Consider the following 13113-nt stretch of genomic DNA (forward strand, 5'->3'; position numbering starts at 1 on the left):
CTACGACTATATTTCTGTATATAAAAAGGCTTTGTTCCTAAAATTTCGAACAAAACCTTTTAACATTTTTATTTTACACGCCTGGAAGCTATTAATGCATAGACACAGGGAATCACGATCATGGTTAAAACCGTGGACAGAATCATACCAAATATAACTGCAGTAGCCATAGGTGCCCACAGGGGTCCCCCTGAAATCATAAGAGGAAGAAGCGAGAAAACTGTAGTTATCATCCCAATCATTATGGGGCGCATACGCGTTTCACAAGCCTTAACAATGGCATCCTGAATGCTTTTGGACTCCGGTATAAGTACCTTTATATAATCCAGAAGAACAATGCCGTTATTTACAACCACTCCCATAAGGCTGATCGCCCCCAGAAGAGCCATGAATCCAATGGGATAACCCATCCATTTTAATCCCCAGATAATTCCGATAAAAGACAAAGGAATCGTACCCATAATAATCAGCGGCTCCAGAAGATCTCCAAACTGGAATACCAGTATAATATAGATCAGAATCACTGCAATGACAGTGGGCAGCATCATGGAAGAGAAAGCATCACTGCTGTTCTCGCTTTCACCTCCATATTCCAGTGTGTAACCGTCCGGAAGAGGAATACCTTCCATGCTTTTTTCCACGTTTTGCATCACTGCTTCGGTGTTATATCCTTCCTCTACATAACTGCCAATGGTAATGGTACGCTGGCTGTTCCGGCGGATAATCTGGTTTAAGGAAGACTGAGTCTGTATGGTGGCAATCTGGGTCAGCGGCACATTCTTTCCTGTGATCTGTGAAGTCAGAAAAATAGTATTTAATATTTCCCGGCTTGTTTTATCTTTATCAGAAATTTTGGCAATAACAGGAAGAGAATTTTTCTCCAGATCCTTCTGCTTCATTTTTAATATTTCTAAACCATTTACAGCCATTCGAACAGTACTGGCTACATCGTAGTTGGTAATTCCTACAAGATTGGCCTTTTCCTCATTTACATTCACATTTAAACGATAACTGTTATCCCCATAGTTATCCTCAATATTGCGTGTCCCAGGAACAGTACGGCACCGCTCCTCAATCTCGGCTGCAATGCTGCGTAGTTGTTCAATATCATCACCTGATATCCGCACCTGAATGGGATAGGTGAGAGGAAGGCTGATTTCTAAATATTTAAGGGTGGTGCTGACTCCAGGAACCTCTTTAAGTATTTTCTTTTCTACAGCTGCCGCCTCCCCGCGGGTTCCATTAATCAAAAACTGAGCTTTATTGGTCGCCTGCTGTTCCGGTTCAAAGGTTACATAATATTTCATAAAACCATCACCCGCAGTACTTGCAAATGATTTTATGGATTTTTCCTTATTCAGCACAGCCGCTACCTTTTCGCATTGAGCCAGAGTCTTCTCCAGGGTACTGCCATCCTGGGTTGTTACGTTCAGCACATACTGGTCACGCTCCACAGGAGGAAACAGCTGTACTGACAAAGTCGGCACTACCAGAGAGGAAAACACAAGCAGAGCAGCAAAAAACAGAAGGACAGCACGTGGTTTTTTCAATGAAAAATTCAACAGACGGCCATATATTTCCTTGCCTTTTGCTAGTAACTCTTTTAAATGCAGCTTCTCTTCTATTTTTTGTTTCCAGACAGTAAATTGGGACTGTTCCGTTTTCACAGGCCTGTCCTCGGCCGGCTTCCGGTAAAGAAGATGTCCCAGCGCCGGAACAATAGTCAGAGAAGTTATATAAGAGCCAGCCAGGGCCACACTGACCAGAATAGGCAGTGTTTTTACAAATTTTCCTGCATCTCCGTTCATCATTGCCAGAGGGAGAAAGGAGGCGACTGTGGTCAGAGAGGAGGTTAAAATAGGGATGCCTACTTCTTTTACACCATTAATACAGGCATTTGTAAGTGTCTCACCTTTGGTCAGATAAACGTGAATGTTATCGTTGGCAACAATCCCGTTTGCAACCATTAAGCTCAGTGATATCATGAGTGAAGCCACAGCTACCTGGTGCAGGGGTATTCTTGTCAGATACATATAACCAAATACAAAAATACAGATAATCGGTATGGGGATAGAAACAACTGCAGCAGACCGCACCCCCATGGCCAGCAGAACAACCACAAAAACCAGAAGAATTCCTTCTATGAGATTATCTGCAAACATATCAATGGAATCCTTTACAAAACTGGCCTGATTGTTTAATTCTGTCAGTTCCATTCCAACATACAGCTTCGTTTTTTCAAATTCATGGATTTTGTCCTGAAGACGCTTCTCCACATTTAATATATTGATCCCATCCGCATATTTTACACCAATCAGCACTCCCTGGCTTCCATTGACAGATACCTGTTTTTCCGGTTTTACTGGTGTCTGAAGAACTTCAGCAACATTTTTTAAATACACCGGAGTGCCGGAATCTGTTGATACGGATACAATTGTATTTTTTATTTCCTCCATGGATTGATATTCCCCGGAAACCTGCACCGGAATCTTAGTGCCTGTGAGTTCCAGATTTCCGCCAGGAATGTTAATGTTACGGGCACCCAGCTGTGTGGCTACCGTAGCAGGAGAAATTCCGTACTGCTGAAGCTTAGACATGTTTAAATGAATTTCGATCTGCTGTTTTTCATCTCCCATGATATCCACAGTCTTTATGTCGGAATCCCTGGAAAGTATATTTTTTATCTGCCTGGCCACATCAGCCATCTCCTGATTGGTGTTATCCGCTCCGGAAAGTCCTAAAATCAGTCCGTAAGAGCTTGAAAAGTCTGTTTTTATGACAGGTGCCTGCGCATCAGAGGGAAGCTCTGGTTTAATCTCATCAATCTTTTCCCTCAGCTTATCCCATTTTTTATTAATTTCACTGTCACTCATATCTTTCAATGTAATCTGAATGACTCCTGCAGAATCTACAGAATAACTATCCAGCCTCTTGATGCCTGAAATGGTATCGATTTTATCTTCAATCGGCTTAACTATCAGCTTTTCTATATCTTCCGGACTTGCTCCTGGATAGATACAAGTGACGGAAGCAACCGGGCTGGTCACTTCCGGATTCTCCTGCCTCTCCATTACGATATAAGCATAAATACCAAGTATTATAAACAGACCAGTCAGCAGGGCAAGAATACTCTTATGCTTTACGCTCCACGCAATCATGACTGAACCTCCCCTGCTAGCTGAACAGAATCTCCGTCATATAATAAAAACTGGCCTTCTGTTACAATCTGATCTCCAAATTCCAATCCGGAAAGAATCTCAATGGCATTGCCCCGGATTTCCCCGGTTGTAACAGTTCTTCTGTTTACTGTCTTGCTGGCAGCGTCATACACAAATACCACTGATCCATCAGCACGCTGCAGAACACTGTCCAAGGGAATCAAAACTGCTTTTTGTGAACCGGTGTAAAGTATGACACCGGCAATCATTCCCGGCTTTAATTCACCTGTTGGATTTTTCACCCGGATCTTAACAGTAAAGGTCCGGGTATTGCTGTCTGCTAACGCACCGATCCCTGAAACGCTTCCTTTAAACGCCGTATCAATGCCGTATACGGAAATATCAGCACTCTGTCCGTGTTTAATCTGGTTGATCTGCTCATCCGGAACACCAACTTCTATGTAAACCTCATCTGTTCTTCCGATCACAACAACCGGATACCCTGCGGCGGCTGTCTCACCGTCATTCATAAGCTTTTTTAATATCACTCCCCTCATGGGGCTGTTCAGCGAAGTATCCTTAAGATCCCTGACTGCCTTATCCGCAGCAGCTTCTGCCTGGTCTTTCTGGGCTGCCGCTGCCTCAAGCTGCGCAACTGCCATGGTTTTCCCTTCCAATGCCTGGTTATACGTCTCAGAATCTGCCGCAAGCTTTGCTGAGATTTCATCAAGGTCGCTTTGGGATACTGCCTGCGCTTCATACAGAATCTTTACTCTGTTATAAGTTTTCTGAGTGAGCACAAACTGTGCCTTAGCCTGGGCAATTTTTGACGGTGCATCTGCATCCAGCTGCATCTTTGCTGTTGCATACTGCGCCTCAGCCGCACGCAGCTGGGCCTGGGCAACCCGGACCTGCAGCGAATAATCTTCCATGGAAAGTTCCGCCACCTTCTGGCCCATTTCCACTGCGTCTCCTTCCCTCACATATACTTCCTTCAGTTTCCCATCCAGCTTAAAAGACAGATTAGCCGTTTCAACCGGAGTTACATTCCCGCTTACATTCAATGTGTCCGTATAAGCCGCATCACTCACAGTTGCAACAGAAATACTTCTCACCTCTTTCTTTTCCTGCCCCTTGTCACTGCAGCCAGTAAGGAGCAATGCACACAAAACAGCTGCCCATATAGATATTCTCTTCCTCTCTATCATCACCTGTCTCCTTTATCATTGCTGGTTTTTCTTATCGGTTTTCTGTTTACACTTGTTGGTTTGCATGATATTATTTTTTAAGAGAAAAATCAAGAAACAGATTTTGTAAAGTGTAGCCTAAACTACAGTTTTTCAATAAGTGTAGATTGGAGAACTATCCATGAAAGACCAGACAATTGACCTGCGTATGCAAAGAACATACCAATTTCTTAGTGATGCCCTTTTTGAACTGGTATTGAAGAAACCGTTTGAAGAAATCACCGTGACCGATATCTGCAAAAAAGCAATGGTTCACCGCACTACATTCTATAAGCATTTCGAGGATAAGTACCAGCTATTGGAGACAATGTTTTCAGAAGAACAGAGAAAATTTATAGAACTGCATATTGAGGAGGGAGAATCAGAACAGGAATATTATCGGCGTATCATCCGCCAGATGTTTGAATATGCCAGAAATTATAAAGATTTTTTTGTCCAGAGTGCTTCTCATATTAAAAATGACTTTATGGCCGACCTTTTAAGAAATACGGTCAGCACCTACCTTGACCGGTGTTTTCGTAAGGACGAGATGCGCTTAGGCGTTCCCAATCCCATTCCCATTGCCATCATGTCGGAATATTATACGGGAGCCGCCATTGCTTTAATCATGTGGTGGTTGCAAAATGGTATGAAGATTTCCATTGATCAAATGGTGGATTATATGAGTTCCATGATTGTGTGGTAAGAAGCGCAAAGAAGCATCCACAGTTTATTTGCTGCGGATGCTTACTTTTTCCAGATTAAACTGATAGAATCTTCATAAACCACCACCGTTTCCAGATAAGAAAAAGCCACCGCCCGTTTGTCATTTTTATTTAATGCCGAAAAAATAATTTTGGGAGGAAATATGGATTCTCTGTTTATATTTCTTTTTTCCTCCATTAATTTTTTCTTCGTTTCCGTCAGTTTTTCCAGTTCCTGATTAATATAACCGACCGTTAATGTACTCACTTTTTGGGTCTTAAGAACCTGCATTAAATTTGTAACGGATTCATCAATCCGGATGAGTTCAAGTTCCAGTTCATTGGTCTCATTTGCATTATTAAAAGGCGCAGGCTTACAACGTTCCAATAGTTTTTCCAATTCGTTCTGAACTGAACCTTCAATCTGTTCAATCCTCATCTGAGGTTTTATATTACAATCAAGAAAATCCTTTCCGCGGCACCGTAAGGTCCGAACTGTTTCTCCATCAGATTTACGCTTGTATTTTCGAACCATAACTGATCTACCGCAATCTCCGCATTTCATCAGTCCCGTCAGCCAGCTGTTGCGCGGTCCATCATTTGAGGCTACCTTCTCATTGGTATCCAGCTTTTTCTGACAGCCAAGCCATAATGCAGAATCAATATATCCCGGCCAGTTACCGATAGCAAAAGTAGCGCCCTTAGAATCCAGTGCTCCTTTTGTCACCGCTCCCTTTTTCCCCACCAGCATACCGCCATGCTCTCCATTAAAATCTTTAAGAGGATTGATGATATTTACTCCCAGATTTTTAAAATATTTATAAACAGCATGGTCACATTTCACGCTGGCCGGATTTCTGATTACCCTCCCAACAGAGCAGGGAGACCATTTGCTGCTGTTTGGTCCTGGACATTGCTTTGCCGTCATCATTCGACCGATGTCTCCAAGACTGGTAGTCGGATATGCGTAAACCCTCATAATCTCTTCTAAGTTCTTTATATTGTTCTCTAATTTCAGAGATGATACCTTTTGGTCCCCCTGTGTGATTGTTGTATTACTGTAACCATAAGGTGCAGGTCCTCCCGGCCAGCGCCCAGTTCAATCCTGTCATAATAATTGTCATAGACTCTCTTAGAAATCTGTTCCCTCTCCATCTGGGCAAATACAGCCATTATAAATATCATCGCCTTCCCAATAGGTGTTGAGGTATCAAAATTTTCCGTAACGGAAATAAATTCCACCTTATATTTGCTTAAGTATTCCCAGGTATTTGTAAAGTCCAGAAGGGAGCGTGTAAAACGGTCCAGCTTATAAACAAGGATTCTGTTGATAGTCCCTTTCTTAATGTCGTTTAACAATCTTAAAAATTCCGGTCTGTGCACCACATCTTTCCCTGATATCCCTCTGTCAATGTACAATTCCGGCTCACCAATTGCCATGCTTTTTGCAAAACTCAATTGCGTCTCAATAGAGAGACTGTCCTTTTTATCAATCGACTGTCTGGCATAAATCGCATCCATATGACTTTATAAATTTCCCTTCTTTGCATCTGAAGAACAATTTTTTTCGGATTGTGATTTATGAAATAGAATGAGTTGAAGTTCATTATAAACCTTCTGTACAGCTTCCTCTCTTTCGTGATTGCTTTTGTAGACAGGATAAATATTTTCTACCCGCATACAGTACGATTTCACCTCAATCATATATACTTGTTTCAATATATGACAGGCAATAATAATTAATCCTTAGAGACAGGCTTCTTTTTCTTTTTAATAACAATCAATATAACGAATAAGAGCAGTAAAAAGACAGTCAGTGCAACAGTAATTGTAAGAAGGTATGTGAATATCTTTCGAATTCCTGTACCGGTCTGTGGTTCATAGACAGCCGTTACACTCTTTTTATAAACCATATGGCCAGTTTTGTTCTCCACCCCCTCTTCCACATAGATCCCCCGATATATCTTTGCCTGTACGGCAGGAAATGTCACATTTCCTCCATAAATACCTCTAATATCCTTCACTCTTTTCCTGCCACTGGCACGAGCCCTGCGAATCGTATCCTCATGATATTTCTCAGGTTCACCAACCCATGAAATGCTTGTTATGTCATAATAATCCTGAGGTAAATTTAAATAATTCAAAAAATCTACTGTATAGTCAATCAGGGAAGCTCCCTTGGGTATTTCCCTATTACCCAATAAATAGGAATTCTCCTGATAGCCGGTAACCGTTATAGGAAAGGTAAAATCATACGCCCAGTAATCCCTTTCTTCTTCATAGGAAACTGCAGGCAATTTAACTGTCATCTCCAGCTTTAAGTCATTCTTTTTTACCTGAACCTCTGCTTCCTCCGGCAGACGGTCAATATATTCCACACCTTTATAAAATACAGAAGATTCCGTATATTCCGTTATTTCTTCTGTAGTAATGTCCAGTACCTCACTGGCAGTTAAATGATATTTTTTTCCGTTCTCTTCTAGTGTCTCACGAGGTTCACGCCCTTTTGGACTACCTGTAAACGGTGCAGAATCAATCGTTATGCGGGCTGCCGGATTAATTATCTCCACATGGTCCGTATGCAGGGATTTTAACTGGTATTTTATTCCCTCTTTCTCAATATTCTTTTCAAACCGGCTGTTCCCGTCATCATCCTTAAGTGTTGTCTGAAATTCTTTCTTTATCTCAACGGTTCTTTCTGCCCCATAGGACTGGTTAAAGTAACCTGCCAGGAATAGGGAGACGGTAAAAAAAATAGTATTAATCATAAGTCTTTTCATTCTAACCAATACGATTCAGCTAAATGGCAGATCCGGATCATCAAGACCATTCGGAATATTCATAAAACCATCCCCTATTGCACCGGCAGGTTCCGGCCTTTGAAGGGGCTGTCCGCTTCCCGCAGCATCATTCTTACTATCTGCAAACTCCTGTTCATCGACAATAACTTCAAACGTATACACTTTTATACCGTCTTTATTTATGTAACTTCCCGTTTGAACTCTTCCAGTAACCAATACTCTCATTCCCTGATGAAAATATTTTTCCGCAAATTCTCCTGTTTTATCAAACGATACACAGTTAATAAAATCCGCTGTTATCTCATTGCCGTCCTGACTTTTACGCCCTCTGCGGTCGACAGCAAGCGTGTATCTGGCAATTGCCATTGTACGTTCGCCTTGTGAATATCTCACTTCAGGATCTCTGGTTAATCTTCCCATTAAAATTACTCGATTCATATTCTCCTCCATTCGTTCTTTAAACATCAATTATTCCGCTTAAATGTTTATCTGACTTCATTTCATTGACTGTCTTAACACCTCCTTTCCAGTATGCGGTAATATTCCTACATGCTTTTTCACACCAGGGATTAAAATTAAAAAACACAAAGAAACAGGAAAAGACCGCCATTCGCCTTAACCCTTAAGAATAAGAGACTTATACCTTTATAATGGAAAAATGGAAAACACCGAAAAATGATACTGCAATAGATAAAAAGAAATACTAAAATAAGTTAGTGAAAAATAATTTAAATAATTTGGATTATAAAACAGATAACACAATCAAAGAAATGAATTAGATTTAAGCAATATCATTCTATCAAATATATAACATTAAGTAAAGCCCCTTTTATAAATCTTATAGGTGTACTCCAAATTAATTTTCCAGGCGTATCCAACGTATCCATATTCCACAGTACCACCGTCATGTTGGATGTGCACTCCAGCTTCTCATTCCACGACCCATAAGGCGGCCTGAGATACTGGGGCCTGACTCCCGTAATTGCCTCTATCTGACGATTGTTCTCTTCAATCTGCTCACAGGCATTGGATAACTCCTCCTTATTCATCTGAACGTGACTGTACCCATGATTCCCAATTAAATGCCCATCCTCCTGCATCTGCTTCACAATGGCTTCTTTACCGACTACATTTTCTCCCAGAAGGAAAAAGGTAGCATGGACACCCCTTTTACGAAGACCGTCCAAAAGTAACGGCGTATAAACAGAATGTGGTCCATCGTCAAACGTAAGTGCAATCTGCTTGTTCCCGGAAAACTGTTCACGAACTTCCTCCCTTGCCTCTCCTCCGGCATCCACCGGAAGAAACAGGATCTGCCGTGCCTCACTATAGTTATAATATAACGCTCCTGCAATAATGATATCCAGGACAATGACCACCAAAAAACAAGCCACTTTCCATTTTATTTTCATAAACCCACAAGCCGGCTTTCTGCTTTTATTAATCAATCTATGGTCATAGAGGGGAAAATAATACCAGAATATTACTGTTTTTTTCTATCTTTTCCTTCTAAAACGCGCTATAATTAAGATATATTAGAAGTATATTTTTAAATATTGTGTACAATCCCTAAGGGAAGGAGCGGATTTAAATGGAGCACAGGATCATTGCGATCGGGCGCCAGTTCGGCAGCGGAGGACACGAGATCGCATCCAGACTTTCTGAGGAATTGGGGGTTTCGATGTATGACCGGGATCTGGTAGAAATGGCCGCCGAAAAGCTGGGACTTTCGGAAATTACCGTTGAAGCAGTAGATGAATCAATTTTTAACACTTTTCTCTCTGCGTACCGCTACAACGGTTTTGCCCCAAGAAGAATTCCATTAAATGACAGCACGTTCGAGACACAAAGTAAAATCATTGAAAATCTTGCAAAGAAAGGGCCATGCATCTTTGTAGGGAGATGCGCCGACTACGTACTGCGGGATAATCCGCTATGTTTGAATCTATTTGTCTATGCATCACTAAAAGACCGTACAGAGCGTATTATGAAACGTTATCATATCTCCAAAAAAGAAGCGGAAGCTTCCATTAAAAAAATGGACCGGCGGCGAAAGCAGTATTACGAAACCTATACGGATCGAACCTGGGGAAGCATTGAATCCCACAAAATATTGTTTAACATCAGCCAGCTGGGAATTACGCAAACCATAGACACAATCAAACACCTTTATAACAACCCGAATTAAATCCAGTTAAAAACTGATTTACATATGCAAAAAGGGCTGCCATTCCACAAAAGTGGAGGCAGCCCTTAAAAGGCTCATTTAACAAATGAAGTCCTGATTATGCCATGCAAACATTAACTGCCTGCAGACCACGGTTTCCTTCTGTTGTTTCATAAGTTACTTTCTGACCTTCTTCAAGAGTCTTGTAACCATCAGCAACGATTCCAGAGAAGTGTACAAATACTTCCTCGCCTGTTGCATCATTTACGATGAAACCATATCCCTTAGCACCATTAAACCATTTTACTGTACCGTTGTTCATAACGCGTACCTCCTAATAAATAAAAAATAATTTGCTATATCGCCTGAAACAAAAAATCACATATTTTTGTAAACCATCATCCGAAAATAATGACTTACAAAAATATGTGAAATCATAACTCCATTCGATATTACACGTACATTCTACCCCGAAAATGCAAAAATGTCAAGACTAAACTAATATTTACATAAATCAAAAACAGGGTCCTGTCCCTGTTTAAAAAGGTATGGACCCTGTAAATATTGGCGGAATAATAAATTACTTTAAAGTAACTTTTGCGCCTTCTGCTTCTAAAGAAGCCTTGATCTGATCTGCTTCTTCTTTGGAAGCGCCAGACTTTAATACCTTAGGAGCGCCGTCAACTACGTCTTTTGCTTCCTTTAAGCCTAAGCCAGTAGCTTCACGAACAACTTTGATAACTTTAACCTTGTTAGGACCAACCTCTGTTAATTCTACGTCGAATTCAGTCTTCTCCTCAGCCTCTGCTGCAGGACCTGCTGCTGCAACCACTACGCCTGCTGCTGCAGATACACCAAATTCTTCCTCACATGCCTTTACTAATTCATTTAATTCTAATACAGATAACTCTTTGATCGCTTCGATAAATTCAGCTGTTGTTAACTTTGCCATGATAATATACCTCCGTAATTAATATGTTTTTTTTAATGGAAGTTCGGTTCGCCTTTGGCTCACCGAACGGCTGATTTACTAAATTCAGGCTGCACATTCGTTCGCCTTCATTAAGTAAATCATGCCTCTGCGCCCTGTCCGTCTGCAATCTGCTTGAGAACACGTACAAAGTTTGTAATAGGAGACTGGATGCTTCCCAGTAACTTTCCAAGAAGGATCTCTCTGGAAGGAATAACAGAAATCTTCTGCATACCTTGTGCATCATAGAATACGCCTTCTACAACACCGCCCTTGATTTCAAGAGCTGGAGCTGTCTTAGCGAATTCAGCCAGGATTCTTGCCGGAGCTGTCGCATCTGTCTTGGATACAGCAATTGCTGTAGGTCCTTCCAGAACTGGATCCAGACCTTCAAACGCTGTTCCCTTAGCAGCAAAACGGATCATGGTATTCTTATATACCTTGTAAGAAATTCCAGCCTCTCTTAATTTCTTACGAAGTTCTGTATCCTGAGCAACGGTGATACCACGGTAGTCTACAACAACTGCGGTCTCAGCGCCGTCCAGTAATTCCTTAATCTCGTTTACTACTGGCTGTTTTAATTCAACTTTTGCCATTATGGTTTACCTCCTGTTTAGTCTAAGCTCTGCAGCTGCCTGCAAAAGCCTGTTCGTATAAACTGCAAAGGAAGTCCGATTAGCCTGACGGCTAAAAGAAAAACCCCTCTGCCAAATAGACAGAGAGGTTTACAATTCATTTATTAAAAATGATTCTTGCATATTCCTCGGCAGGCGTTATCACCTTATGCCTTGCGGCACCTGCTGTCTTCGGCAGTTAATACTTGGTTAGTATAACATTATTTATAATGCATGTCAACCACAAAGCAAAATTAGCCCATTAACTTTGCTACATTCAGCTTTACGCCAGGTCCCATAGTGGAAGCAAGTGTAACGCTCTTTAAATAAGCACCTTTAACTGTACTTGGTTTTGCTTTGACGATTGCATCAACAAGCGTCTGGAAGTTGTCCGCTAACTGTTCTTCTGTAAAAGAAGCTTTTCCAACTGGCACGTGGATAATATTTGTTTTATCAAGTCTGTACTCAACCTTACCAGCTTTGATATCATTGATTGCTTTTGTTACATCCATGGTAACGGTACCAGCTTTTGGGTTTGGCATTAAGCCCTTAGGTCCAAGGACACGTCCTAAACGACCAACTACACCCATCATGTCTGGAGTAGCAACAACTACATCAAAATCCAGCCAGCCTTCGTTCTGGATCTTCGGAATTAATTCCTCTGCTCCAACGAAATCTGCTCCTGCAGCCTGTGCTTCATCAGCCTTTGCACCCTTAGCGAAAACTAAGATGCGAACAGTCTTACCTGTACCGTGAGGAAGTACTACGGCACCACGGATCTGCTGGTCTGCGTGACGTCCGTCACAACCGGTTCTGATATGAGCTTCAATGGTTTCATCAAATTTAGCACTTGCATTCGTCTTAACTAAAGAGATTGCTACTGGTGCATCGTAGAGAACAGCACGATCTACTGTCTTAGCTGCCTCTGCGTATCTTTTTCCTCTTTTCATTCTAAATAACCTCCTAGTGGTATTGTCGGGGATTTTCCCTCCCACGTTACAAAACGTCGATTGCTAAGAAACTTAAGCCTCAACCGTGATACCCATACTTCTTGCGGTACCAGCGATCATGCTCATAGCTGCTTCAACAGATGCTGCGTTTAAATCTGGCATCTTTAATTCAGCAATCTTCTGTAACTCAGCCTTGGAAATGGTAGCTACTTTTGTCTTGTTCGGAACTGCAGATCCTGATTTAAGCTTGCAGGCTTTCTTCAGTAATACAGCAGCTGGCGGAGTTTTGGTTATGAAGCTGAAGCTTCTGTCCGCATAAACAGTAATAACAACCGGAATGATTAAATCTCCCTGGTCAGCAGTTCTTGCATTGAATTCTTTCGTAAACTGTACGATGTTAACACCATGCTGTCCAAGTGCCGGACCTACAGGAGGAGCTGGTGTAGCCTTTCCTGCTGGAATCTGCAATTTGATATATCCCGTTACTTTCTTTGCCATAATTAGGCACCTCCTAATAAATGTG

14 protein-coding genes and 1 other annotated feature are annotated in these 13113 nt (G+C 41.5%); of the genes, 2 read left to right on the forward strand and 12 right to left on the reverse strand.

What is annotated here, in order from left to right; translation table 11 throughout:
• Positions 1–68: 68 nt before the first annotated feature.
• Positions 69–3158, reverse strand: coding sequence for an efflux RND transporter permease subunit (locus CRO04_RS02605; protein WP_097002661.1), 3090 nt, complete (start codon positions 3156–3158; stop codon positions 69–71).
• A complete protein-coding gene (locus CRO04_RS02610; protein WP_097002662.1) occupies positions 3155–4366 on the reverse strand; it encodes an efflux RND transporter periplasmic adaptor subunit in 1212 nt (403 codons plus the stop codon). The genes CRO04_RS02605 and CRO04_RS02610 overlap by 4 nt, the downstream gene beginning before the upstream one ends.
• A 160-nt stretch (positions 4367–4526) precedes the next feature.
• Between CRO04_RS02610 and CRO04_RS02615 the strand changes: the two genes are divergently transcribed.
• Complete coding sequence (locus CRO04_RS02615) at positions 4527–5090, forward strand: TetR/AcrR family transcriptional regulator (RefSeq protein WP_097002663.1); 564 nt, start codon at positions 4527–4529, stop codon at positions 5088–5090.
• A 41-nt stretch (positions 5091–5131) separates the two neighbouring features.
• Here CRO04_RS02615 and CRO04_RS02620 read toward each other — a convergent pair whose 3' ends face one another.
• The 5 genes from CRO04_RS02620 to CRO04_RS02640 form a co-directional block, all read right to left on the reverse strand.
• The gene (locus tag CRO04_RS02620; protein ID WP_330400761.1) at positions 5132–6136 is read right to left on the reverse strand and encodes a recombinase family protein; all 1005 of its coding nucleotides are present in this window, start codon (positions 6134–6136) and stop codon (positions 5132–5134) included.
• Positions 6103–6609, reverse strand: a complete 507-nt coding sequence (locus tag CRO04_RS02625; RefSeq protein ID WP_097002665.1) for a recombinase family protein — start codon at positions 6607–6609, stop codon at positions 6103–6105. Before CRO04_RS02625 ends, CRO04_RS02620 begins: the two co-directional genes overlap by 34 nt.
• 218 nt (positions 6610–6827) lie before the next feature.
• Positions 6828–7856, reverse strand: coding sequence for a hypothetical protein (locus CRO04_RS02630; protein WP_097002666.1), 1029 nt, complete (start codon positions 7854–7856; stop codon positions 6828–6830).
• A gap of 27 nt (positions 7857–7883) precedes the next feature.
• The gene (locus tag CRO04_RS02635) at positions 7884–8327 is read right to left on the reverse strand and encodes a single-stranded DNA-binding protein (protein WP_097002721.1); all 444 of its coding nucleotides are present in this window, start codon (positions 8325–8327) and stop codon (positions 7884–7886) included.
• A 353-nt stretch (positions 8328–8680) separates the two neighbouring features.
• Complete coding sequence (locus CRO04_RS02640) at positions 8681–9301, reverse strand: polysaccharide deacetylase family protein (protein WP_097002667.1); 621 nt, start codon at positions 9299–9301, stop codon at positions 8681–8683.
• Between the two features lie 179 nt (positions 9302–9480).
• Between CRO04_RS02640 and CRO04_RS02645 the strand changes: the two genes are divergently transcribed.
• Positions 9481–10077: an AAA family ATPase gene (locus CRO04_RS02645; protein WP_097002668.1), complete on the forward strand. Its 597-nt coding sequence runs from the start codon at positions 9481–9483 to the stop codon at positions 10075–10077.
• 97 nt (positions 10078–10174) lie between these two features.
• Here the strand turns inward: CRO04_RS02645 and CRO04_RS02650 are convergent, their stop codons facing one another.
• The 5 genes from CRO04_RS02650 to rplK form a co-directional block, all read right to left on the reverse strand.
• On the reverse strand, positions 10175–10378 hold the full coding sequence (locus CRO04_RS02650) for a cold-shock protein (protein WP_013271149.1): 204 nt from the start codon (positions 10376–10378) through the stop codon (positions 10175–10177).
• A 258-nt stretch (positions 10379–10636) separates the two neighbouring features.
• On the reverse strand, positions 10637–11008 hold the full coding sequence (gene rplL, locus CRO04_RS02655; RefSeq protein WP_097002669.1) for a 50S ribosomal protein L7/L12: 372 nt from the start codon (positions 11006–11008) through the stop codon (positions 10637–10639).
• A gap of 119 nt (positions 11009–11127) precedes the next feature.
• Positions 11128–11622: a 50S ribosomal protein L10 gene (gene rplJ / locus CRO04_RS02660; RefSeq protein WP_097002670.1), complete on the reverse strand. Its 495-nt coding sequence runs from the start codon at positions 11620–11622 to the stop codon at positions 11128–11130.
• 88 nt (positions 11623–11710) lie between these two features.
• Positions 11711–11854, reverse strand: a sequence feature (ribosomal protein L10 leader region).
• Positions 11855–11894: 40 nt separating this feature from the next.
• Positions 11895–12590: a 50S ribosomal protein L1 gene (rplA, locus tag CRO04_RS02665; RefSeq protein ID WP_097002671.1), complete on the reverse strand. Its 696-nt coding sequence runs from the start codon at positions 12588–12590 to the stop codon at positions 11895–11897.
• Positions 12591–12662: 72 nt separating this feature from the next.
• Positions 12663–13088: a 50S ribosomal protein L11 gene (gene rplK, locus CRO04_RS02670; RefSeq protein ID WP_097002672.1), complete on the reverse strand. Its 426-nt coding sequence runs from the start codon at positions 13086–13088 to the stop codon at positions 12663–12665.
• Positions 13089–13113: the final 25 nt, after the last annotated feature.

It is taken from the genome of Lacrimispora amygdalina (assembly GCF_900205965.1).
GTDB classification, from domain to species: Bacteria; Bacillota; Clostridia; order Lachnospirales; family Lachnospiraceae; genus Lacrimispora; species Lacrimispora amygdalina_A.